The 22,199-nt window shown below is 65.9% G+C and carries 20 protein-coding genes; 12 read left to right on the top strand and 8 right to left on the bottom strand.

The window, feature by feature from the left end; genetic code table 11:
• Positions 1-64 precede the first annotated feature (64 nt).
• Complete coding sequence (locus tag KW83_RS04445; RefSeq protein ID WP_036175251.1) at positions 65-718, bottom strand: pyridoxamine 5'-phosphate oxidase family protein; 654 nt, start codon at positions 716-718, stop codon at positions 65-67.
• Between the two features lie 61 nt (positions 719-779).
• On the opposite strand from KW83_RS04445, the gene pdxR reads away from it, so the two are divergent.
• Positions 780-2,228 carry a MocR-like pyridoxine biosynthesis transcription factor PdxR gene (gene pdxR, locus KW83_RS04440; protein WP_036175248.1) on the top strand — a complete coding sequence of 483 codons (1,449 nt, stop codon included), beginning with the start codon at positions 780-782 and terminating at the stop codon, positions 2,226-2,228.
• A gap of 389 nt (positions 2,229-2,617) precedes the next feature.
• Here the strand turns inward: pdxR and KW83_RS19620 are convergent, their stop codons facing one another.
• Both KW83_RS19620 and KW83_RS04435 read right to left on the bottom strand, forming a co-directional pair.
• Positions 2,618-2,815, bottom strand: a complete 198-nt coding sequence (locus KW83_RS19620; RefSeq protein ID WP_081904464.1) for a DUF2274 domain-containing protein — start codon at positions 2,813-2,815, stop codon at positions 2,618-2,620.
• On the bottom strand, positions 2,812-3,744 hold the full coding sequence (locus KW83_RS04435; protein ID WP_036175245.1) for an IS5 family transposase: 933 nt from the start codon (positions 3,742-3,744) through the stop codon (positions 2,812-2,814). The genes KW83_RS19620 and KW83_RS04435 overlap by 4 nt, the downstream gene beginning before the upstream one ends.
• A 34-nt stretch (positions 3,745-3,778) precedes the next feature.
• Here KW83_RS04435 and KW83_RS19615 point away from each other — a divergent pair, with 34 nt between their 5' ends.
• Genes KW83_RS19615 through KW83_RS04430 form a run of 3 tightly spaced genes read left to right on the top strand, consistent with a single transcriptional unit; the run spans position 3,779 to position 5,742 of the window.
• Positions 3,779-4,522 (top strand): HAD family hydrolase, encoded by a 744-nt coding sequence (locus tag KW83_RS19615; RefSeq protein ID WP_081904463.1) that lies wholly within the window; start codon positions 3,779-3,781, stop codon positions 4,520-4,522.
• 10 nt (positions 4,523-4,532) lie between these two features.
• Positions 4,533-5,051: a hypothetical protein gene (locus KW83_RS20415; protein WP_152563473.1), complete on the top strand. Its 519-nt coding sequence runs from the start codon at positions 4,533-4,535 to the stop codon at positions 5,049-5,051.
• Between the two features lie 7 nt (positions 5,052-5,058).
• Positions 5,059-5,742, top strand: a complete 684-nt coding sequence (locus KW83_RS04430; RefSeq protein ID WP_036175242.1) for a hypothetical protein — start codon at positions 5,059-5,061, stop codon at positions 5,740-5,742.
• Between the two features lie 64 nt (positions 5,743-5,806).
• Here the strand turns inward: KW83_RS04430 and der are convergent, their stop codons facing one another.
• The 3 genes from der to KW83_RS04415 are packed head-to-tail and all read right to left on the bottom strand — an operon-like array spanning position 5,807 to position 9,262.
• Positions 5,807-7,246 (bottom strand): ribosome biogenesis GTPase Der, encoded by a 1,440-nt coding sequence (gene der / locus KW83_RS04425; RefSeq protein WP_036175239.1) that lies wholly within the window; start codon positions 7,244-7,246, stop codon positions 5,807-5,809.
• A gap of 48 nt (positions 7,247-7,294) precedes the next feature.
• Positions 7,295-8,590 (bottom strand): outer membrane protein assembly factor BamB family protein, encoded by a 1,296-nt coding sequence (locus KW83_RS04420; RefSeq protein WP_036175236.1) that lies wholly within the window; start codon positions 8,588-8,590, stop codon positions 7,295-7,297.
• Positions 8,591-8,602: 12 nt separating this feature from the next.
• On the bottom strand, positions 8,603-9,262 hold the full coding sequence (locus KW83_RS04415; RefSeq protein ID WP_036175233.1) for a hypothetical protein: 660 nt from the start codon (positions 9,260-9,262) through the stop codon (positions 8,603-8,605).
• 183 nt (positions 9,263-9,445) lie between these two features.
• Between KW83_RS04415 and KW83_RS04410 the strand changes: the two genes are divergently transcribed.
• The 3 genes from KW83_RS04410 to KW83_RS04400 all read left to right on the top strand — a co-directional run bounded on the left by KW83_RS04410 (position 9,446) and on the right by KW83_RS04400 (position 15,082).
• On the top strand, positions 9,446-10,663 hold the full coding sequence (locus KW83_RS04410; protein WP_036175231.1) for an efflux RND transporter periplasmic adaptor subunit: 1,218 nt from the start codon (positions 9,446-9,448) through the stop codon (positions 10,661-10,663).
• Positions 10,660-14,376 (top strand): efflux RND transporter permease subunit, encoded by a 3,717-nt coding sequence (locus KW83_RS04405; RefSeq protein WP_036175229.1) that lies wholly within the window; start codon positions 10,660-10,662, stop codon positions 14,374-14,376. Before KW83_RS04410 ends, KW83_RS04405 begins: the two co-directional genes overlap by 4 nt.
• Positions 14,377-14,755: 379 nt before the next feature.
• On the top strand, positions 14,756-15,082 hold the full coding sequence (locus KW83_RS04400; protein ID WP_051928266.1) for a LysE family transporter: 327 nt from the start codon (positions 14,756-14,758) through the stop codon (positions 15,080-15,082).
• A 109-nt stretch (positions 15,083-15,191) separates the two neighbouring features.
• Here the strand turns inward: KW83_RS04400 and KW83_RS04395 are convergent, their stop codons facing one another.
• A complete protein-coding gene (locus tag KW83_RS04395; protein ID WP_081904462.1) occupies positions 15,192-17,015 on the bottom strand; it encodes an ABCB family ABC transporter ATP-binding protein/permease in 1,824 nt (607 codons plus the stop codon).
• 325 nt (positions 17,016-17,340) lie between these two features.
• On the opposite strand from KW83_RS04395, the gene KW83_RS04390 reads away from it, so the two are divergent.
• The 4 genes from KW83_RS04390 to KW83_RS04375 all read left to right on the top strand — a co-directional run bounded on the left by KW83_RS04390 (position 17,341) and on the right by KW83_RS04375 (position 20,407).
• Entirely contained in the window at positions 17,341-17,916 is a 576-nt protein-coding gene (locus KW83_RS04390) for an LOG family protein (RefSeq protein WP_036175225.1), read from the top strand.
• A 322-nt stretch (positions 17,917-18,238) separates the two neighbouring features.
• Positions 18,239-18,832, top strand: coding sequence for an anthranilate synthase component II (locus KW83_RS04385; protein WP_036175218.1), 594 nt, complete (start codon positions 18,239-18,241; stop codon positions 18,830-18,832).
• A complete protein-coding gene (gene trpD, locus KW83_RS04380) occupies positions 18,829-19,848 on the top strand; it encodes an anthranilate phosphoribosyltransferase (RefSeq protein WP_036175213.1) in 1,020 nt (339 codons plus the stop codon). The genes KW83_RS04385 and trpD overlap by 4 nt, the downstream gene beginning before the upstream one ends.
• Positions 19,849-19,882: 34 nt before the next feature.
• Positions 19,883-20,407: a DUF421 domain-containing protein gene (locus KW83_RS04375; protein WP_036175211.1), complete on the top strand. Its 525-nt coding sequence runs from the start codon at positions 19,883-19,885 to the stop codon at positions 20,405-20,407.
• Here the strand turns inward: KW83_RS04375 and KW83_RS04370 are convergent.
• Entirely contained in the window at positions 20,404-20,817 is a 414-nt protein-coding gene (locus KW83_RS04370) for a VOC family protein (protein ID WP_036175208.1), read from the bottom strand. The genes KW83_RS04375 and KW83_RS04370 overlap by 4 nt on opposite strands.
• A 71-nt stretch (positions 20,818-20,888) precedes the next feature.
• On the opposite strand from KW83_RS04370, the gene KW83_RS04365 reads away from it, so the two are divergent.
• Positions 20,889-22,184: an O-acetylhomoserine aminocarboxypropyltransferase/cysteine synthase family protein gene (locus KW83_RS04365; RefSeq protein WP_036175205.1), complete on the top strand. Its 1,296-nt coding sequence runs from the start codon at positions 20,889-20,891 to the stop codon at positions 22,182-22,184.
• Positions 22,185-22,199: the final 15 nt, after the last annotated feature.

Here is a 22,199-nt window from a genome sequence, read left to right as displayed (position 1 = left end):
GAGAGTCTATGTGATCGTCCGGGACTGAACACCTAGGAAAAAGTGAGCTGTTTTCGTCCGCCTCTCATTCAAGCCGGAAGGTCCGCACATGCTCGGGCACCTCGACGCCCGGCAAATTGCGCGGATCGGGGGCCGGCGCGCCGAACGTGGTCTGGACCGGAATCACCCCAGCCCATATCGGCAGGGCGTAGTCTGCCTCGTCATCGCCCGGATCGCCCGTCCTGATCTTTGCACTGCCTTCGGAAATCTCCATCCCCAAGACCATCGTCGCCTTCAGATCCTGCGCGTGATCGGGTCGGAGCGTGTCGTAGCGACCGGGGAACAACCCGTTCACGAAATTGCGCAGACGAGCGAGCTTTTCCTCCGGGTCCTCAACCTTGCGGGCCGTCCCAAACAGCATGACGGAGCGCGTATTGGCGGAGTGATGCATCCCGGAGCGCGCCAGAACTAAACCGTCGAGGATCGAAACCGTCAGACAGACTTGGGCCTCGTTCGACTGACGCAGCGCGCGGCTGGCCGACGAGCCATGCCAGTAGACCCGGTTGCCCTCCCGCCATTGAAATGTCGGCGTCACGTAGGGCTGCCCGTCGATGACATAGCCCACGCTGCACATGGGCTGCGCATCGAGGATCGCGTTGACCGTCTTTCGGTCGAAGTGGCCGCGTTCGTGATACCGGCGCAGACGGGATTTTTCCGAGATGGTCAGCGTGTCTTCCACAGATGGGGCCTTTCAGGATGCTCTTCTTGACGACACCTAGTTCCATATTGGATATATAGAAATGTCCAATCTGAAACATAATGAACAGTCCAATTTCGACGCGACCCTTCTACGCCTTTCTCTCGACCGAACGTCCCGCGTCAGCCTTCAGGCACAGCTCATCGCCGCCCTACGCGCCATTTTGAGCGAAAGCCGCGCGCCAATGGGTCTGCGCCTGCCATCAAGTCGCCAGCTGTCGCAGGAGCTGTCCGTGTCGCGGACCACCGTCGTGGGGGCTTACGATCAGTTGGTCAGCGAGGGGTATCTGCATACGAAGACCGGCGGCGGGACATTCGTCGCCGATCAACTTCCCCATCTTTCGCCGCCACCCCCGGCCGCCAAGGACCACCCGACACCGCCGAAGGCGTGGGTGCCTTTCGAGTCCGCGATTCCGGACCAATCGCTCTTTCCGCACCGGCTTTGGTCCCGCCACCTTGAAAGGGCCTGGGCAAAGCCGGACGCGGCGCTGCTCGGCAAACCCGATCCCTTCGGCTGGTACCCCTTACGACGGGCCATCAGCAGCCACCTGTCGGCCTGGCGGTCGCTGGACTGTCGGCCCGAGCAGGTGCTGATCACCTCCGGCACGTCGGAAGCGCTCGAGATCATCTTTCGCAGCCTGGCCACTCAGGGCGTGCGCGCCGCTGTCGAAGACCCCGGCTGGCAAACGATGCGTCAAGTCCTCGGCGCACTCGGCGCCGAGGTTCAGCCCATCCCGATCGATGCGCGCGGGCTCGACGCCAACAGGATAGACGACGCGGCATCGGTCGCCATCGTCACCCCGTCGCGGCATTACCCGACCGGGATTTCCATGCCGATGGGTCGCCGTACCGCCCTGCTCGCCTGGGCGGCGCATCGAAGCGGTCTGGTCATCGAGGACGATTACGATAGCGAATTCCGATACCAGGGCCACCCACTGCCATCGCTGGCGGGCTTGGACGGGCTGAAGCAGACAATCTATCTCGGCAGCTTTTCGAAACTGCTGAGCCCCGCGTTGCGGATCGGGTATCTGGTTCTGCCTGACACGCTGATCGCCTCCGCTCGGGGCTATCTCGACATATATGCGGCGCGGGCGTCGCTCGTGCCGCAACCGGCCTTGGCGACGTTCATGGACAGCGGGGAGTTCGCGGTTCACCTGAGGCGGATGCGACGCATCTATGCGAGGCGGCAGGCGCATCTCATCGAAGCGTTGAGCCCGTCGGCAGGTCTCATTGATGTTTCTGCTGACCCGTCCGGTATGCACCTTTGCGCGGCTCTTCTTCAGTGCCTGCGGCGTCGAGCCACGGATCAGACAATCGCGACGGTTGCTCAGAGCAGAGGCTTGCAGGTTAAGGCCTTGTCCTCTTACAGCATCTTGGCTGATCCTCGACAGGGTCTTGTCCTCGGCTACGCGGCCTTCGATGAACCGACCCTCAGTGCGGCTGCCCAAGTGTTGAACCGGGTTCTAGGGGAGTTCATGAAAGACCGCAGCTGAAGTACTGCCGGATTGCAAAACAGACCTTCATGCGGCCCAACATAAGGCTGGCTCTGTCTGCGAGACGGACTTGACCAAAGCCGACTGTGAACAGACACATTCACACTTACAAAACGCGTCTAAGAACGAGTCAAAAAATCGCTGTTCTTCCCGATAAAGATCACGAGCCACTATGGAAGCTGTATCTGTCGGCGCACCGAATTGACGCGTCAAAGTGCGAATTCACGCAATTGCATCTCAAACATACACTGCACACGAGATCTTCTAATTTATTTAAATTAAGTCAAAATCGTTGTCATCCATCACCATACCCATAGTCACTCTCCCGGCTGCAACAGATCTGTTCTTATGGGAGCCGGAGCCGTGCATCATGGTCTTTCTTTCGCCACCTAACCTTTCGGAAGCAATCGTCGCGCCTTGGCGAAGCCACGATCCGTCGCGATGAAGCGCTCGAGCATGGGGACCACCAGCTTCTTGGGTTCAATTGACCCCTGCCCTGCCTCCCGGCCGAGGATTTCACCATAGGCAAGGCTCTGTTGCACAAAGCTTTTAATACCCGAGATTCCCCTTTCCCCGGACGGATTCATCCCACGGCCTCTGTGACAGGGATGCCAAGGGCGGTGTAGCCGTTCATGACGGCGATGCGGACCTGGACTTCCGCGACTTGTCGGTCGAAGTCCCGCGCCATGAGGCGCTGCCCCAGCAATTTAACGCAGTGCATCTTGGTTTCGACGCGGCTTCGGCGGTGGTATCYGCTCCAGTTTCGCCAGATCGCGCGACCGAGATATTTCGAAGCTCGCAGGGCCTCGTTTCTGGCCACGGCACCCGCAGTGACGGTCTTCCACGGCTTGGCGTTCTTGCGGGGTGGGATGACGGCATTCGCCCCGCGGTCAGCGATGGCGTCGTGGCATTTGCGGGTATCATAGGCACCGTCTGCAGTGACGCTGCCGATCGCCTCGTCCGCCGGAATYTGGTTGAGCAGATCGGGCATCACCGGCGCATCACCGATGTGGCTTCCGGTAATCTCGAGCGCCCGAACCTCCAGCGTTTGKTCGTCGATCCCAAGATGGATCTTGCGCCAAACCCGCCGCTTGGGCCCACCATGCTTGCGTGCGTTCCACTCGCCTTCACCCTCGACCTTGATGCCSGTGCTATCGATCAGGAGATGCACTGGGCCGTTGGAGCCACGATACGGGATGTTCACGGCCAGCGTTTTCTGGCGGCGCGATAGCGTGCTGAAGTCGGGCACCGCCCAGTTCAAACCGATCAGACGCAACAGGCTCTCGACGAACCCGGTCGTCTGGCGCAACGCCATGCCAAACAGAACCTTCATCGTCAGGCATGTCTGGATGGCGGTATCGCTGTAGGTTGGCTGTCGGCCGCGTTTGCCGGTCGGCGCAGCATCCCAGATCATCTCTGGGTCAAACCAGATCGTCAGCGAGCCACGGCGCTTGAGCGCTTCATTATAGGCCGGCCAGTTCTTGGTCTTGTAGGTTGGCGGTGTGGGTCTGCTCATGTCGTCCAGCTACCACGCTGGACTCACGACATGAATCCCTCACCGGATTTGTGCAACAGAGCCTCCCCAGGTCAAAAAAGTTCACCAACAACACGGTACTAGTGAATATTCTTTACTCCTAGGTGAAATTCCATCTTTAAAAAAGCAATTCGGAACTGAACTTCTAGAAAGCCTTGACCCCGCAATCTACGCATTTCGGAAGGCCAGAAAAGAAGCGCTCGCCCTCTATCCGGGAGTCTCTGAAACCTTGAAGGACCTTAGAAAGAAGGGCGTGGTTCTCGTAGCGTACACAGAGTCAAAAGCGTTTTATACAAGTTACCGGTTCAGAAAGCTAGGATTAGACCAGATATTTGATTTTCTTTACTCACCGCCTGATCATGCATTGACCGAGATTGAAAGAGAAAACCTTCGGCTTTATAATCCTAGTCATTACGAGTTTGCTATTACTAAGCATCGCTTCACACCAGAGAATGAACTCAAGCCGAACCCACATATTCTTGCCTCTATAATCAATGAAGTCGGAGCTTCATCTGATCAAGTTGTTTATCTCGGCGACAGTGAAATGAAGGATATAGCAATGGCGCAGGACGCTGGCATCTTAGATGTTCACGCTGCGTACGGGCAAGCACAAGATAGAGAGCAATACGAACTCTTGAAGGAGGTAACCCACTGGACCGATCAAGACGTGAAGCGTGAACAAGAGATACAATCCCGCAAATCCGTAATTCCCAGCATTTCCTTACCTAAGAACTTTACGCCAATAAAGTATCTCTTCTGAGGATTGATTGATGAACTCCAACGACAGGGCATGGCTAACGTTAGAGCAATGGAAGAAGGTTGTTGAAGTCCAGCAGCACTTCAACGATTTAGAACTTCGCATCCGAAATTTTGCGCTTATAATAACCGGTGCTTTTCTTGCCTTTGGCGGTGGAACCGCGTCAACGGGCGTTATATCTCAGTCTGCCTTCGGTATTTCAGTCACTGGAATAATCGTTTGGGCGGCTCTTCTGCCTTTATTTGCTTTTTACTTCATGGATCGATTTTGGTATCATCGTTTGCTTCACGGATCGGTGATGGCCGGGATTGAACTAGAGCGTCGAATGGCAGAATGCGAGATCCCCTCCCCACTTGGTAAGAGCATCAAGGACGCGAGCCCTTTCAAAATATTGGGGAGAGAAGTACATTCAGATCATAAGATCGACATTTTCTATGCTATATTAGCGCTTTCAATTATGATAACAGGTTTGATAATTGTACTTTCGTTTGATCCTCCTGGCACTCTTCGATATGAACTCTGGGAAGCGTAGGACAGCCATGCCCTACCTCATCCCCCTCCTCGCCATCGCCTTCGCGGCGTCGCCCTTCCTCACCTCCAGCTTCGGGGGGTTCGCGCCGGATGCCTTTCCGGTTCCGCAGGACGACCCGCCGGTGCAGCCGGCGGGGTATGCGTTCGCGATCTGGGGGCTGATCTATCTCTGGCTCATCGCCCATGGGGTCAGGGGGCTGGCCCGGCGCGACCATCCGGGCTGGCGCCCCACCCGCCTGCCGCTGGCCGTCAGCCTCGCCGTGGGGGCTGTCTGGATCCCGGTCGCAAATGCCTCTCCCCTCTGGGCCACGGTGCTGATCCTGGTGATGCTGGCGGGCGCGCTGGCCGCCCTGCTGCGCGCGGGGACCGCCGATCCGTGGTGGCTCGACACGCCGCTGGGGCTCTACGCGGGGTGGCTCACCGCCGCGTCCTGCGTGAGTCTCGGGCTGGTGGCCGCGGGCTGGGGGCTGGTGCCGGCGCTGACCGCCGCCTGGGGCGCGCTCGCCCTGGCCCTCGTCCTCGGCATCGCGGTGATCTGGCGGCGCCCCAGCCCGGGCTATGCCGCCGCCCTTGCCTGGGCGCTGGTCGGCGTCGCGGTGGCGAACTGGGGCACCGGAACCGGCCTTTCCCCCGTCGCCCTGGGGGCCGCTGCGCTGGTCGCGGGGCTTTGTACGAAACGCGCGCTGTGGTGACGCGAGGCGTACGAAACGGCCCCGAAAACGGCCTGACGCGTACGATCCGCCCCGCGGTTCGGACTCACTTCAGGTGTTTGCGCAGCCGCGACGGGGTCGATTTGGTGCGGCCCTGGTAGGGGTTCTGATCCGCCTGCGACCGCATCCAGAGCCGGATCGGAGTTCCCGGCATGTCGAAATCCTGCCGCAGCCCGTTCACCAGATACCGGCTGTAGCTTTCGGAAATCTCCCTGGGGTTCGAGCACATCACCACGAACCCCGGGGGCCGGGTCTTGGCCTGGGTCATGTAGCGCAGCTTGATCCGGCGGCCTCCGGGCGCGGGGGGCGGATGCGCCTCGACCATCGCCCCCAGCCAGGAGTTCAGCTTCGCCGTGGTCACCCTGCGGTTCCACACCGCATGGGCCTGGAGGATCGAATCCCTGAGCCTGTCCAAACCCTTGCCGGTCAAGGCTGAGACGGTCACCAGCGGCACGCCGCGCAGTTGCGGGAGCAATCGGTCGCAGGCCTCGCGCAACGCGCGGAGCTTTTCGGACTTCGCCGTCTCTGCGTCCCACTTGTTTACCGCGATGACCACCGCGCGGCCTTCGCGTTCTGCAAGGTCGGCGATCCTGAGGTCCTGTTGCTCGAACGGGATCGCCGCATCGAGCAGCACCACGACCACCTCGGCGAACTTCACGGCACGCAAGCCGTCGGAAACGCTGAGTTTTTCCAGCTTTTCCTGGACCTTCGCCTTCTTGCGCATCCCCGCCGTGTCGAACACCCGGACCGGGATTCCGTCCCAGTCCATCCGGACCGAGATCGCATCCCGCGTGATGCCCGCCTCCGGCCCGGTCAGCAGGCGATCTTCACCCAGCAAGCGATTGACCAACGTCGATTTTCCTGCGTTCGGACGGCCGACCACGGCAATCTGAAGCGGCTTCTCGCGGGTGGGCACGCGGGGGGTGTCGTCGTCGTCCTCATCCACCGTCACGTCGGTCTCGGGGGCATGGGCCGCGTCGCTTTTCGCCATCTCGTCGGCCACGGGTTTCAACAGGGTATAGAGATCCGACATGCCCTCGCCATGTTCGGCCGACAGGCGCAGAGGCTCGCCGAGGCCCAGGCCCCAGGCCTCTATCAAACCGCCGTCGGCGGCCCGACCTTCGCACTTGTTCGCGGCCAATATCACATGCCTTGAGCGTTTGCGCAGGATTTCGGCGAAGATCTCGTCCACCGGCGTCACGCCCACGCGGGCGTCGATAACGAAGAGGCAGACATCGGCCATGTCCACCGCACGCTCGGTCAGCCGGCGCATCCGCCCCTCCAGGCTGTCGTCGGTGGCGTCCTCCAGACCGGCCGTGTCGATCACGGTGAAGCGCAGGTCCATCAGCCGCGCCTCTCCCTCGCGCAGGTCGCGGGTCACGCCGGGGCGGTCGTCGACCAGCGCCAGACGGCGGCCGACAAGGCGGTTGAACAGCGTCGACTTGCCCACGTTGGGCCGTCCGACGATGGCAAGGGTGAAGCTCATGGAGGCCTCCGGGGGTACGGGTCCGAACCCCGCCCCATAGCGCCCCGCTCAGCGGAACGCCAGCAGGCGCCCGGCGGTGTTCACGACATAGAGCACCCCCCCGGCGATCACCGGGTTGGTCGCGGCGCCGTCCGGCAGCGGGACGTCCACCTCAAGCGCGCCGGACCTGGGCGAAAAGCCGCGCAGACGACCGTCGGAAGAGGCCACCCAGAGCCGCCCGCCACCCAGCACGGGGCCGTAATGGGCATAGACGTCCTTGCGCCGGCGGATCCGGTTGGTCTTGAAATAGGGCAGTTCCGTGCCCCAGATCCGGGTTCCGGTCGCGGCATCCAGCCGCACCAGCTCGGCCTGGTCGCTGACCGCGAAGACCGAGCCTCCGGCCACCACCACGGGTGACATCGCCCCCTCTTCGGCAGACCACAGGCGCCGCCCTGAGGAGAGCTCGAACGCGTCGATCCGGCCCGACGGCGAGCCGGCATAGACGGTGCCGCCGTCGATGACCGGATCGCCCGAGATGTCGGTGATCGAGGCATAGACCCGCCCCACCCGCGTGCCCGCAACGGTGCTGGTCCAAAGAGAGGTGCCGCCGTCGCGAAGCAGCCCGTGAAGCTCGCGGCTGGCGAAGGGCAGGACGATCATATCGCCGGATACGGCCGGGGCCGCGCCGCCGACGACGCCGGAGGGCGACGGAGTGCCCTGCGCGGTCCAGCGCACCCGGCCGGTGTTCGCATCCAGCGCCCAGGCGGTCGCGTCGCGGCCGATCACATAGACCCGGTCGCCGACCACGGTGGGTGCCCCCGCGGCGGCGGCCCCCAGGTCCTGCGTCCAGAGCCGCTGCCCGGTGGCCGCGTTCATCGCGATGAGCTGGCCGAAGGCGGTGGAGACGAACAGCCGCCCGCCCGACACCGCAAGTCCGGCGCCGGAGGCATCGTCCACCGGCTCTCCGGCGGGAGAGGCGCTGGCGCTCCAGATCGGCTGTCCGGCCGTCGTCAGGGCCGTGACCCGGGCGCGGCTGTCGACGGTGTAGATGCGCCCGTCCGACACGACCGGATCGGCGCTGATGCGGTGGCGGCGGTCCTCTCCCTGTCCGATCGGGACAGACATCGCCAGCCGGGGCTGCGCGGAAAAGCTGGCATGGGGGATGTCGTGATCGGCGGCGGCCGCCTTGTGGGTCCAGGCGCCCAGGGTCACCGGGGCGGGCAGCGTGATGGGCAGGGCGCGATCGACCTGCTGCCCCGTCTCGCCCCGCAGGTCCATACGCGGACCGACGAGGATTTCCTCGCGTTCGCCACAGGACGCAAGCGCGATGAGCGCGGCGCCGGTCAGCAGGCCGAACCTGGTCATGTCGCGGGGCTCCTATCCCTCAGACGCCTCAAGCGATCCTCCGAGCGCGACCATCAACTGCCGCACCCGGGCTTGCAAGTCCTGCGTGGCGCCGCTGTCGGCGATGATCCCCCGGAGCGTCTCGACCGCCGCGTCGCTTTCTCCCGCCCGCAGCTGTGCGATGGCGATCTGCTCCAACGCCAGAAGCCGGAAAGGAGCACCGGGGACGGTCAGCGGCTCAAGCCGATCCATGACCTGCTGCGGCGGCGCGCTGTCCTGAAGCAGCATCGCCGCCTTCAGCCCCGCAAGCTCCCGGTAGAGCGCGGGCAGGCCACCGTCCGCGGATACGCTTTCCAGCGCCTCCAGCGTCTGTCCCTGAACCGCCTCGCCCTCCAGCGTGTCGGCAGCCAGCATGGCCAGAAGCGCGCGCCGCGCGCCATCGGCGTCGATCTCCAGAAGCGCCGCGCGGCGGGCGTCGGGGGTCTCCAGGTTCAGCGCCGCGACGATGGCATCCCCGAAGGCCTGCGCTGTGAGGCGGGACTGGTAGCGTTGCCATTCGATCCAGGCCGCCGCGCCGACCAGCACGACCACGGCCAGGATCGCGATCCAGCCATAGCGCTTGAGCAGACCGTAGAGACGATCGCGGCGGACCTCTTCGGTCACCTCTTCGATGAAGCCGTCGCTGTTGCTCACGCTCGCTCCCCTGGCGCGGAATTCGTACTGGCGCCTCTTAGCGCGGCGGATCGCCCCTTGCCAAGGGACGCGATCACGGCTTTTTTCCGCCGTCGACTGCAAAAAAGGGCGTGCGATTCCCTTCTGAACCGAATAGTTCAGTTGGGTGGCGACCCATTGCCGCCAAGGATTCAGAGTATCGTCATGCGCATCGCAGCCATCCTGACCGCGCTCGTCGTCGCGGTGTCCCTTTACTTTCTGGTCTTTGAACGCGCTGCCGTGCTCGATGTCGCCGGCTCCGCCGGAGCCGCCGTCGGAACACCCGCGCAAGAGGCTCCCGACCAGCCGTCGGGCGTGTCCGTGGTGGCGGTCTCCTCCACGGCGCGCTCCATCGGCAGTGCGGTCGTGCTGCGTGGCCGGACGGAGGCCGCGCGCCAGGTCGAAGTCCGGGCAGAGACCAGCGGCAAGGTCACGAGCGAGCCGCTGCGCAAGGGCAGTTTCGTCGCGGCGGACGAGGTGCTGTGCTCGCTCGACCCCGGCACGCGCGAGGTCGCTCTGGCCGAGGCGCAGGCGCGTCTGGCAGAGGCCCGGGCCGGTCGCCCGGAGGCAGAGGCCCGCATCGCGGAGGCGAAATCCCGCCTGACCGAAGCACAGATCGACCAGCGCGCCGCCGCCTCCCTGTCGGAGGGCGGATTCGCGTCGCAGATGCGCGTCGCTTCCACCGACGCCGGCGTGGAATCCGCCAAGGCCTCGATCGCCGCCGCCGAAAGCGGGCTGGAGTCCGTCGTCGCCGCGATTCAGGGCGCCGAGGCCGCCGTCGCCGCCGCCGAGACGGAGATCGCGCGGCTCGACATCACCGCGCCGTTCTCCGGGCTGCTGGAGACCGACACGGCGGAGCTTGGCGAATTCCTCCAACCCGCCGGTCTCTGCGCGACGGTCATCCAGCTCGACCCGATCGAGCTTGTCGGGTTCGTCCCGGAGACGGAGGTCGCGCGCGTCGAACTCGGCGCACCGGCACAGGCGCGGCTGGCCTCGGGCGGGACGATCGACGGCACGGTATCGTTCCTGTCGCGCGCCGCGGACCCGGAGACCCGCACCTTCCGCGCCGAGATCCGGGTGCCGAACCCGGAGCTTGCCATCCGCGACGGCCAGACCGTCGAGGTCGCGATCAGCGCCGCGGGACAGCAGGCCCATCTGCTGCCGCAGTCGGCGCTGACCCTGAACGATGAGGGCGACCTGGGCGTGCGGCTGGTCAGCGCCGACACCACCGCCGCGTTCGTCCCCGTGGAGCTGCTGCGCGACACGCCGCAGGGCGTCTTCGTCGCGGGCCTGCCCGACCAGGCCGACGTCATCGTGGTCGGGCAGGAATACGTCAGTGACGGCGTTCCGCTGGACGTTACCTACAGGGAGACCGCCGGATGACGGGACTGGTCGACTGGGCCGGCGCCCATGCGCGCATGGTCATCGCCTTCATCGTGCTGTCCGTCGTGGCGGGCTGGCTGGCCTATACCGGGCTTCCCAAGGAAGGTGAGCCCGACATCGAGATCCCCGCGCTGTTCGTGTCGGTGCCTTTCCCGGGCATCTCCGCCGAGGACAGCGAGACGCTGCTGGTCAAGCCGATGGAGACCGAGCTGTCCGATCTCGACGGCCTGAAATCCATGAACGCCACGGCGGCGGAGGGCTACGCGGGCGTTGCGCTGGAGTTCGAATTCGGCTGGGACAAGACCAAGACGCTTGCCGACGTGCGCGACAAGATGAACAACGCCGAGGCCGATTTTCCGGATGGCGCCGAGCAGTATTCGATCAACGAGATCAACTTCTCGGAATTCCCGATCATCATCGTGAACCTGACCGGCGACATCCCGGAACGCACGTTGCTGCGCGTGGCCAAGGACCTTCAGGACCGGCTGGAGGCGCTTGAGCCGGTGCTTCAGGCGCCTCTGGCCGGTCACCGCGACGAGATGCTGGAGGTTCTGATCGACCCGCTGCGGCTGGAGTCCTACAACGTCACCGCCGCGGAACTCATCAATACGGTACGCAACAACAACCAGCTCATCGCCGCCGGCGACATCGAAAGCGCCCAGGGCGCCTTTGCCGTCAAGATCCCGTCCAGCTTCGACGATCAGCAGGACATCTACGACCTGCCGGTCAAGGTGAACGGCGACCGCGTGGTGACGCTGGGCGATCTGGCCGACATCCGCCTGACCTTCGAGGATCCCACCGGAACCGCGCGATTCAACGGTGAGAAGACCGTCGCGCTGCAGGTCGTCAAGCGCAAGGGCTACAACGTCATCGACACCGCCACCCTGGTGCGCCAGGAGGTCGAGGCGGCGCGCGCCGACTGGCCCAAGGTCCTTCAGGACGCGATCCGGGTCGGCACGTCGAACGATCAGTCGCGGCAGGTCGCCTCCATGGTCAGCCAGCTTGAGGGATCGGTGCTCACGGCCATCGCCCTGGTGATGATCGTGGTGCTGGCCTCGCTCGGGATCCGGTCCGCCCTGCTGGTCGGCTTCGCGATTCCCACCTCCTTCCTGCTGTGCTTCATCCTGCTGGGGCTCATGGGCATCTCGATCTCGAACATCGTGATGTTCGGGCTGATCCTGGCCGTGGGGATGCTGGTCGACGGCGCCATCGTCGTGGTGGAATACGCGGACCGCCGGATCTCGGAAGGCGCGGGCCCCATGGCCGCCTTCACCGAGGCCGCCAAGCGCATGTTCTGGCCCATCGTGTCATCTACCGCGACGACGCTGTGCGCGTTCCTGCCGATGCTGTTCTGGCCCGGCGTCCCGGGCGAGTTCATGGGGATGCTCCCGGTCACGCTGATCTTCGTGCTTTCGGCCAGCCTGGTCGTGGCGCTGGTGTACCTTCCGGTCATGGGCGGCGTTGCGGGCCGGATGAGCCGCTTGTTTTCGCACGGTTCCGACTGGCTGCGCAGCACCCTGCCCTGGATCGTGCGCGCCGCGCTGGTCATCCCGTCCGCCTATCTGGTGTTCCTTGGCGCGATGCAGTCGCTCAACCACGACTACCTCATCCCGGCGGGAAGCCTTGGCCGCGCGTCGGTCCTGCCCGGCGCGCTGATGTTCTTCGCGGGCGCCGTGCTGACCGGCATCACCCTGGGATCGGTCGCCATCCACCGTGCACCCCGGAGGATCCGCGGCGGCCATCGTCGCACCCCGTTCGGCCGGGTGATCGCCTTTATCGCCGGCAACCCGGTCATGCCGCTGGTGGCCATGGGCGGGGTCATTGCCTTTGTCGTGTTCACCTTCGGCTACTACGGCGCCAACAACAACGGCACCGAGTTCTTCGTGGAGAGTGAGCCGGAGCAGGCGCTGGTCTATGTCCGCGCCCGCGGCAACCTCAGCCTGGACGAACAGGACGCGCTGCTGCGCGACGCGGAAGAGATCGCGCTGAACACCACCGGAGTGGACAGCGCGTTCGCCTTCGCCGGCGAGGGCGGGATCAACAACAACACCGGCGGCGGAGAGGCGCCCCTGGACACCGTAGGCCAGATCCAGATCGAACTGATCCCCTGGGAGGACCGCGCCGCCTATGCCGCGACGAACGGGATCGATCCCGCGCTTCTGGACGGCAACGTGGTGCTCGACAAGCTGGAAAGCGAACTGGTCAAGCTGCCCGGCATCCGCACGGAGACGCTGAACCTGGCCATGGGTCCGGCCAGCGGCAAGCCCGTGCACCTGCGCCTGAAAGGCAACGACTGGACGACCCTGCGCGAGGCCACGGCGACCGCGCGCGCGAAGTTCGAATCGACCCCCGGTCTGGTCGACATCGACGACAGCCTGCCCCTGCCCGGCATCGACTTCCAGATCGACGTGGACGTGGAAAAGGCGGGCCGATACGGTGCCGACGTGGCGACCGTGGGCGGCATGGTGCAGCTGGTGACGCGCGGGCTGCTCCTCGACACGATGCGGGTGGACAGCTCCGACGAAGAGATCGAGATCCGCGTGCGCCTGCCCGCTCAGGACCGTGTGTTGTCCACGCTCGACAGTCTCAAGGTGCGCACGGCGGACGGTCTGGTGCCGCTGTCGAACTTCATCACCCGCACCCCGGTGGCGAGCCTGGGCCAGATCGACCGGATCGACCAGCAGCGCTATTTCGACGTGCGCGCCGACGTGGCGCCGTCGCTGCAAAAGGCGGTCGTGGACGGAGAGACCGTCGCGCTGCTGCGCTCCACGGATGCGCCGGAGGCCGCCGCCGGTGCCCCGACCGTCACGCTGGGAGAGTCGTCCTACAACATCACCTGGCGCGCGGCCGGAACCGCCGCGGACACGCTGACCGACGCTTTTGCCGACGGCGCCATGACGATCGCCCCCGTCAACGGCAACGAGCGTATCGAGGTACTTACCGAATGGCTGGACACCGACCCCCTTCCCGCCGGTGTCACATGGGAATGGACCGGCGATCAGGAGGACCAGGCCGAGAGCGCCGCGTTCCTGCAAACGGCCTTTGCCGGCGCACTGGGTCTGATGTTCATCATCCTGCTGGCGCAGTTCAACTCCTTCTACAATGCGGTGCTGGTGCTGCTGGCGGTGGTGCTGTCCACCGCGGGCTCTCTCTGGGGGATGCTGATCCTCGGCCAGCCGTTTTCCATCATCATGACCGGAACGGGGATCGTCGCGCTGGCCGGAATCGTGGTGAACAACAATATCGTGCTGATCGACACCTATCAAGAATACTCGGCCTACATGCCGAAGATCGAGGCGATCATCCGCACGACAGAAGACCGCATTCGCCCGGTTCTGCTGACCACCATCACCACGATCGCCGGCCTGGCCCCCATGGTGCTGGGCCTCAGTCTGGACTTCATCGCGGGCGGCTATTCCATCGACAGTCCGACGGCGCTGTGGTGGAAGCAGCTGGCCACCGCCGTCGTGTTCGGTCTGGCCGTGGCCACGGTGCTTACCCTGGTGTTCACGCCCGCCGCTCTGGCGTTCCGGGTCTGGGTCGGCAAGGGGGCCTATCGCGGGATGCGCGGTCTGCAATCGCTGGCCGCACGGGATGTGCGGGCCGATCTGCGGCTGAACCGGGCGGTGCGCAAGATCAAGTCGCCCGAGATCATCTGGGACGCGTCGCTGCCGGCCGCCGATGGCCGCCCGCGCCTGGAGGCGGCCGAATAGCCGGGCGGCTGTGGGCCCGATCACATCGCGGACGGGCTGCCGCCGCCATCCTCTGCTCACGTCAATCGTGGGGGACGGATCGTGGCAACTCTCGACAGCGCGCTCTTCGGATGTCTGTCCGGCCTTGCCTTGCTGGTCGCGGTCGGGCCGAAGACCCTCTATGTTCTACGGCAGGGACTGTCCGGCCGCCATGTCCTGCCGGTCTGCACCACTGTCACCACCCGCGACGCCACGATCCTGACCGCGGGCGCGACGGTCTCCAACGGACTGTCCGCCCGGATCGAGGGCGCGGAGGTGACGCTGACGCTGGGTGGGGCGATCTTCTTGGCTTGTCCTGGCCTGACGGCCCTGGCGCGCCGCCGCATCGGTGGCAGGGACGATGCCGGACCGGCCCGGAGCGGCGACGCTGAACCGGCAGGACGTCCGCGCCGCCGTTCCGGGCGCGGCCGCGGTCACGTTCCTGAACCCGCTGGTCCGTGTGGATAGGATCGTGGTTCTGGGCGGGCTCGCGACCGCCTCCGACGCGCGGTCGATCTTCGTGGCGGGCGCCGTCCCGGCCTCTGCCGTCATGTTCACCGGCGTTACCCATGGTGCGCGCATCGTGCGCCCGCTCCTCGACACGGCGGGGGGCGCGACGGCGGTGGACGCGGTGTCCGGACTGGCCATGCTGGGGATCGCGGCCGCCCTCTGGGCCACTCTGTTCTGAGCCGGTGTTCGCGGAACGTCCCCCACGACACGGTGCGCGGCCAGACCGCTGGCCAAATTTACCGTTGCGGCCGCCTCACCATCTCCCGGACGCCCCGAAGCCGTCCCGGTCAGGCGGCCTCTTCTGTCTCCTGGCGCCGCCACAGCACCGCATAGCGCCCGCCGCGCGCCAGAAGTGCTTCGTGGTTGCCGCGCTCCACGATGCGGCCGCCCTCGATCACCGCGATCTCATCGGCATCCACGACGGTGGACAGGCGGTGCGCGATGACCAGCACCGTGCGTCCCTGCCCCATGGCCTTCAGCTCCGACTGGATGTCACGCTCGGTCTCGGTGTCGAGCGCGCTGGTCGCCTCGTCCAGAAGCAGAATCGCGGGATCCTTCAGAAGCGTTCGCGCGATACCGACACGCTGCTTCTCGCCGCCCGACAGGCGCAGGCCGCGCTCTCCCACCTGGGTATCGTAGCCCTCCGGCAGGTTGGCGACGAAATCGTGGATCTTGGCGGCACGGGCGGCGGCTTCGATCTCACCGCGGGTCGCATCGGGGCGGCCGTAGGCGATGTTGTAGAGAATGGTATCGTTGAAGAGCACCGTGTCCTGGGGCACCACGCCGATGGCGGCGTGGAGGCTGTCCTGCGACACGGCACGCAGGTCCTGCCCGTCGATGCGGATGGCGCCCCCGGTCACATCGTAGAACCGAAACAGGAGCCGCCCGATGGTGGATTTCCCCGCGCCGGAGGGGCCGACCAGCGCCAGGGTGCGCCCGGGCGGCACGCGGAAGCTCACGCCCGCCAGAACCTCACGGTCGTCGCCATAGCCGAAGCGCACATCGTCGAATACGATCTCGGCCCTGTCCACGATCAGCGACCGGGCGTCGGGCGCGTCGGTCACGTCGGCCGGCTGCTCCAGAAGGCCGAACATCTGCGCCATGTCGACCAGCGCCTGCCGGATCTCCCGGTAAACGGTCCCGAGGAAGTTCAGCGGGACGGTGATCTGGATCATGTAGGCGTTGACCATGACGAAATCGCCCGTGGTCAGGGACCCTGACTGGACGCCCGCCGCGGCCATGGCCATCACCGCCACGAGTCCGGCGGTGATGATGACCGACTGGCCCGCGTTGAGAGCCGCGAGCGAGTAGGAGGTCTTGAGCGCCGCCTCGACATATCCCGCCATGGCGCCGTCGTAGCGGTCGGCCTCCCGCCGCTCGGCGCCGAAGTATTTCACGGTCTCGAAATTCAGAAGCGAATCCATGGATTTCTGCGCGGCGTCATTGTCCTGGCGGATCATCTCTCGGCGGATCTTCACCCGCCATTCGGTCACCGCGAAGGTAAAGGAGACATAGGCCAGGATCGTCAGGGCGATGACCGCAAGGTAGCGCCAGTCGAACAGCGCCGCCAGGATCGCTCCCACCATGATCAGCTCCAGCGCCAGGGGGCCGATGGAGAAGAGCAGGAACCGCAGCAGGAACTCCACCCCCTTGACCCCCCGCTCCATGACCCTTTGGAGAGACCCCGTACGGCGGCGGATGTGGTATCCCAGCGACAGGCGGTGGATATGCTGGAACGTCTCCAGCGCCAGGGTCCTGAGCGCGCGCTGGCCGACGCGCGCGAAGAGCACGTCGCGCAGCTGCTGGAAGCCGACGTTGAGCGCGCGGGCCACGCCATAGGCCACCGTCAGCCCGACGGCGCCCGCGCCCAGCATCCAGGCGGCATCCGCACCTTCGCCGGCGAGTTTGTCCACGGCGGCTTTGTAGAACAACGGCGTGGTGACGGCGATGAGCTTGGCCGCCAGAAGCATCAGCAGCGACGCGACCACCCGGACGCGGATGCCGCGTTCGCCTTCCGGCCAGAGATACGGCAGCACACGCAGGACGATGCCCGCACCGCCGGCGTATTGGTCCTGACGGTCGATGTCGGGGGCGGGAGGACGCGCGCGCATGGGCGTGATCTAGGCGGTCCGGCCGGAATTGGCCAGCGCCGGTCGGTGGGAAGAGCCGCCCGGGGGCCTGCTGGCAACGATGTCTCCCCGAACGACGGCTGTCATCGAACACGGCGCAGACCAAGGTCACGGAGGCGACAGCGCAGGTCCGGTTCGGGGTCCGAACAGCCCCCGAATCTTCCAACCGAGCGACAGCGTGACGGTCTCCGGCGCGCCGGAGCGGAGCGTACGGCCGTTGGTTTGCGCGGCCGGAAGCGTCGCATGTCTTGCGGGACCGGCCCTCGACCCGTAGCAGTGAACGAACTGACCCGAAAGACTGCCGTTCATGCCCGCGACCGCCCCCGCACCAGTATCCATCTGCGTCTATTGCGGATCGCGCGACGGCAACGATCCCGCCTATGCGAACGCCGCAGAGGCGCTCGGCACGGCCATGGCGGCACGGGGCTGGCGCCTGGTGTACGGCGCCGGCGACATAGGCCTGATGGGCCGTGTCGCCCGGGCCGCACAGGCCGCGGGGGCGGAGACGTTCGGCGTCATCCCCGGCCATCTTCTCGATCTGGAGGTGGGCAAGCGTGACGTGACGCGGTTCGTCGTTACGGAGACCATGCATGAGCGCAAGAAGGTCATGTTCATGAACGCCGACGCCGTGATCGTGCTGCCCGGCGGCGCCGGATCGCTGGACGAGCTCTTCGAGGTGCTGACATGGCGCCAGCTCGGCCTTCACGCCAAGCCGATCGTGCTCGTGAATGTCGGCGGCTACTGGGATCCGGTGGTGGCGATGGTGGAGCACGTGATCGATCAGGGTTTCGCGGCACCGTCGCTGCGCGACTTCCTGACGGTGGCTGGCGACGTGCCCGAGGCTGTCGCCCATATCGCGGCCTGGCGGACCGGCGGCGCCTGACCCCGGTCGGCCGGTCCGGCCCGGCGCGATCAGCACGGGCCCACCGGGAGGACATGCGCCGCGCCGGGCTTCGGAGGCCCGGATCATCGGCCGGCGGCGTTCCAGCCCTGACCTGAGCGGCCTGCGCGCCGCCTGGGTCCGTTTGAGGGAGGCTGCAAGCCCGGGCACGGACTGATCCTGGCCGCTCCCGCGTTCCGCCACGGTCCCGCCCCGGCGATCCCGTTCCCGCGCCCTTCGCGACCTTGACGCTCCCCCGCGCCGTCCCCCATCTATACGCCCAGCCGGCCGGCTCCGGCCCGATCCAGACGAAAGGACCGCCAGCGTGCTCCTGCTCATCGACAATTACGACAGCTTTACCTGGAACCTGGTCCACTATGTCGGCGAGTTGGGCGCCCGGGTGCAGGTCCACCGCAACGACGCGTTGACCGTGCAGGACGCCATGGCCCTCAACCCCCGGCAGATCCTGCTGTCTCCCGGGCCTTGCGATCCCGACCGTGCCGGGATCTGTCTGCCGCTGGTGCTGGCGGCGGCCGAGGCGGGGATCCCGCTGCTGGGTGTCTGTCTTGGCCATCAGGCCATCGGGCAGGCGTTCGGCGGCCGTGTCGTGCGCCATACGGAGATCGTTCACGGCAAGGCCGGCATCGTTCATCACCAGGGCCAGAGCGTGTTCGCGGACCTCCCGTCGCCGCTGTCGGCCACGCGCTATCATTCGCTGGTGGTGGAGCGCGAGAGCCTGCCGGCCGATCTGCACGTCACCGCGGCGCTGGAGGACGGCACGATCATGGGCCTTGCGCACCGGACGCTGCCGATCCACGGCGTCCAGTTCCACCCGGAATCGATCCGGTCGGAACACGGCCACGCGATGCTGAAGACATTTCTAGACATGGCGCCCGATTCCGCGCCGGTGGCGGCATGAGCGCCGACCTCAAGCCGCTGATCGCCGCCGCCGTCGACCGCCCGCTGACCGAAGACGAGGCCCGCGCCGCCTTCGACATCCTGTTCGACGGTCAGGCCACTCCCAGCCAGATCGGCGGTTTCCTGATGACCCTCCGGGTGCGGGGCGAATCGGTGTCCGAATACGCCGCCGCCGCCGCCGCCATGCGCGCCCGCGCGCGGCCGGTCCGCGCGCCGGAGGGCGCCATGGACATCGTCGGCACCGGCGGCGACGGCAAGGGAACGCTCAACATCTCAACCGCGACGGCCTTCGTGGTGGCCGGCGCGGGCGTGCCGGTGGCCAAGCACGGCAACCGCAACCTCAGCTCGAAATCCGGCGCCGCGGATGTGATCGCGAGCCAGGGGATCGACGTCATGGTCGGCGCGGATGTGGTCGAGCGCGCGCTGGCGGAGGTCGGCATCGGGTTCATGATGGCGCCGATGCATCATCCCGCGATCGCCAACGTCATGCCCACGCGGATCGAGCTGGGGACCCGCACGATCTTCAACATCCTCGGGCCGCTCACCAACCCGGCGGGCGTGAAATACCAGCTGACAGGAGCGTTCTCGCCCGACGTGCTGGCCCCGATGGCCGAAACGCTTGGCCGGCTGGGCTGCATCCGCGCCTGGCTGGTCCATGGCGGCGACGGCACGGACGAGCTGTCGATCGCGGCACCCTCCCGCGTCGCGGTGCTCGAGGACGGTCACGTTTCGATGCGGGAGGTCTCGCCAGAGGATGCCGGCCTTCCGGTCCATGGGTTCGACGCCATCGTGGGTGGCACGCCGGACGACAACGGTCGCGCCTTTCGCGCGCTTCTGGACGGCGCGCGCTCGGCCTATCGGGACGCGGTGCTCCTCAACGCGGCCGCCGCCCTGATGGTCGTCGGGCGTGCGAAGAGCCTGCCGGAAGGTGCCGATATCGCACGGGAAAGCATCGACTCCGGCGCCGCCCGCGGCAAGGTCGAAGGTCTGGCCCGGGTCGCCCCGCTCAAGACCTGAGGAACAGGCGCGCGACCGGCTCCGTTCCGAAGGGATGGACCGCGATCTTTTCTTTCAGGGCTGGGACGGGCTGGTTCACATCGCCGTCGTCGGACCCATCGGCTATGTCGCGCTGATCGCCATGCTGCGCGTCTCGGGCAAGCGGACGATGGCCAAGCTCAATGCCTTCGATTTCGTGGTGACCGTGGCCATCGGATCCACCTTGGCGACAATCCTGCTGAACGACAGCATCGCTCTGGTCGAAGGCGTCGTGGCGCTGGCGGTGCTGATCGGTCTGCAATACGCCATCGCCTGGTTTTCGGCCCGTTCCGCCACGTTCGCGCGGCTGGTCCGTTCCGAACCGACGCTGCTGATGCGCGAGGGGCGGATGCTGGCGGGTGCGATGCGCCGGGCGCGGGTCACCGAGGCCGAGCTGATGACGGTGATCCGCAGCTCCAAGACGCCGCGCCCCGAGGATGTCGCCGCGGTGATCCTCGAGTCCACTGGAGATTTCAGCGTCATCGCCCGTACCGGAGAGAACGGGACCGCCGAGTTCGCGGACAAGACGCGGCTGGGCTAGGCGGCGAAGACCGCGTCCATGTCGCGGAACCCCTTGATCTCGATGGGGTTGCCGGACGGATCGCGGAAGAACATCGTCCATTGCTCGCCCGGTGCGCCTTCGAACCGGACCGACGGCGCCAGCACCCAGGCAGTTCCCGCCGCCTCCAGCCGGTCGCGCAGGCGTTCCCAGTCCGGCAGCGCCAGCACCAGTCCGATATGTGGCATCGGCACCATGTGATCGCCGACCTTGCCGGTGTCGGTGGTGGCGAAGGGCGTGCCCAGGTGCAGCGACAACTGGTGGCCGAAAAAATCGAAATCGACCCAGGTGTCGGTGGATCGCCCCTCTGCGCAGCCCAGAAGGCCGGCGTAGAAGGCGCGGGTCTCGTCCAGATCGGTCACGTGGATGGCAAGGTGGAACGGCGTCGGCATCGGTGTCTCCGGGCGTTGTGTCGGCACGAAACCTCCCCTAGCGTCCCGGCGACCAGAAAGGGAGGCCCCCGATGCCCGATACCTACGGATTCGACACGCTCCAGATCCACGCGGGCGCCCGCCCCGACCCGGCGACGGGCGCGCGGCAGACGCCGATCTACCAGACCACCGCCTATGTGTTCCGCGATGCCGACCACGCCGCGGCGCTCTTCAACCTGCAAGAGGTCGGCTACATCTATTCCCGCCTCACCAACCCCACCGTCGCGGTGCTGCAGGAGCGCATCGCCACGCTGGAGGGCGGCGTGGGGGCGGTCTGCTGCTCATCGGGGCACGCCGCGCAGATCATGGCGCTGTTTCCGCTGATGAGCCCGGGCAAGAACGTGGTCGTCTCGACCCGGCTTTACGGCGGCACGGTCACGCAGATGACCCAGACCATCAAGCGGTTCGGCTGGTCGGCACGGTTCGTCGACTTCGACGACCTGGATGCGATCCGCGGGGCGGTGGACGACGACACCCGCGCGATCTTCTGCGAATCCATCGCCAATCCGGGCGGCTACATCACCGACCTCGACGCCGTGGGCGATCTGGCCCGCGACGTCGGACTGCCGCTGATCGTCGACAACACATCGGCCACCCCGTACCTGTGCAACCCGATCAAGCACGGGGCCACGCTGGTGGTCCATTCCACCACCAAGTTCCTGACCGGCAACGGCACGGTCACCGGGGGCGCGGTGGTGGATTCTGGCCAGTTCGACTGGTCGGCGTCCGGCAAGTTCCCGTCGCTGTCGGAGCCAGAGCCCGCCTACCACGGGCTGAAGTTCAATGAGACCTTCGGCCCGCTGGCCTTCACCTTCCACGGCATCGCCATCGGCCTGCGGGATCTGGGCATGACCATGAACCCCCAGGCCGCGCACTACACGCTGATGGGGATCGAGACGCTGTCCCTGCGCATGGAGCGCCACGTCGCCAACGCCATGAAGATCGCCCGCTGGCTCGAACAGGACGACCGGGTGGATTACGTGACCTATGCCGGGCTCGACAGTTCGCCCTATTCGGCCCGTGTGCCGGCGATCTGCCCGAAGGGCGCGGGCAGCCTGTTCACCTTCGCGGTGAAGGGCGGGTACGACGCCTGCATCCGGCTGATCGACGCGCTGGATCTCTTCTCCCATGTGGCCAACCTGGGCGATACCCGCTCGCTCATCATCCACTCGGCCTCGACCACGCACCGCCAGCTCGATGAGAACCAGCAGCGCGCCGCGGGCGCCGATCCGGAGGTGGTGCGCCTGTCCATCGGGATCGAGGACGCCGACGACCTCATCGCCGATCTGGACCAGGCGCTGACCAAGGCGACGGCGGCCCCCGCCTGAGACGTGTCAACACCG

The sequence above is a fragment of the Palleronia rufa genome (genome assembly GCF_000743715.1).
Classification (GTDB): Bacteria; Pseudomonadota; Alphaproteobacteria; order Rhodobacterales; family Rhodobacteraceae; genus Palleronia; species Palleronia rufa.
This window is presented reverse-complemented; position numbering and strand designations above follow the sequence as displayed.

Excerpts from the sequence above, each read along its gene's own strand:
- pdxR (WP_036175248.1), top strand. The coding sequence starts at position 780 with ATGTCCAATCTGAAACATAATGAACAGTCCAATTTCGACGCGACCCTT.
- KW83_RS19620 (WP_081904464.1), bottom strand. The coding sequence starts at position 2,815 with ATGAATCCGTCCGGGGAAAGGGGAATCTCGGGTATTAAAAGCTTTGTG.
- KW83_RS20415 (WP_152563473.1), top strand. The coding sequence starts at position 4,533 with ATGAACTCCAACGACAGGGCATGGCTAACGTTAGAGCAATGGAAGAAG.
- KW83_RS04430 (WP_036175242.1), top strand. The coding sequence starts at position 5,059 with ATGCCCTACCTCATCCCCCTCCTCGCCATCGCCTTCGCGGCGTCGCCC.
- der (WP_036175239.1), bottom strand. The coding sequence starts at position 7,246 with ATGAGCTTCACCCTTGCCATCGTCGGACGGCCCAACGTGGGCAAGTCG.
- KW83_RS04420 (WP_036175236.1), bottom strand. The coding sequence starts at position 8,590 with ATGACCAGGTTCGGCCTGCTGACCGGCGCCGCGCTCATCGCGCTTGCG.
- KW83_RS04410 (WP_036175231.1), top strand. The coding sequence starts at position 9,446 with ATGCGCATCGCAGCCATCCTGACCGCGCTCGTCGTCGCGGTGTCCCTT.
- KW83_RS04405 (WP_036175229.1), top strand. The coding sequence starts at position 10,660 with ATGACGGGACTGGTCGACTGGGCCGGCGCCCATGCGCGCATGGTCATC.
- KW83_RS04400 (WP_051928266.1), top strand. The coding sequence starts at position 14,756 with ATGCCGGACCGGCCCGGAGCGGCGACGCTGAACCGGCAGGACGTCCGC.
- KW83_RS04395 (WP_081904462.1), bottom strand. The coding sequence starts at position 17,015 with ATGCGCGCGCGTCCTCCCGCCCCCGACATCGACCGTCAGGACCAATAC.
- KW83_RS04390 (WP_036175225.1), top strand. The coding sequence starts at position 17,341 with ATGCCCGCGACCGCCCCCGCACCAGTATCCATCTGCGTCTATTGCGGA.
- trpD (WP_036175213.1), top strand. The coding sequence starts at position 18,829 with ATGAGCGCCGACCTCAAGCCGCTGATCGCCGCCGCCGTCGACCGCCCG.
- KW83_RS04375 (WP_036175211.1), top strand. The coding sequence starts at position 19,883 with ATGGACCGCGATCTTTTCTTTCAGGGCTGGGACGGGCTGGTTCACATC.
- KW83_RS04370 (WP_036175208.1), bottom strand. The coding sequence starts at position 20,817 with ATGCCGACGCCGTTCCACCTTGCCATCCACGTGACCGATCTGGACGAG.
- KW83_RS04365 (WP_036175205.1), top strand. The coding sequence starts at position 20,889 with ATGCCCGATACCTACGGATTCGACACGCTCCAGATCCACGCGGGCGCC.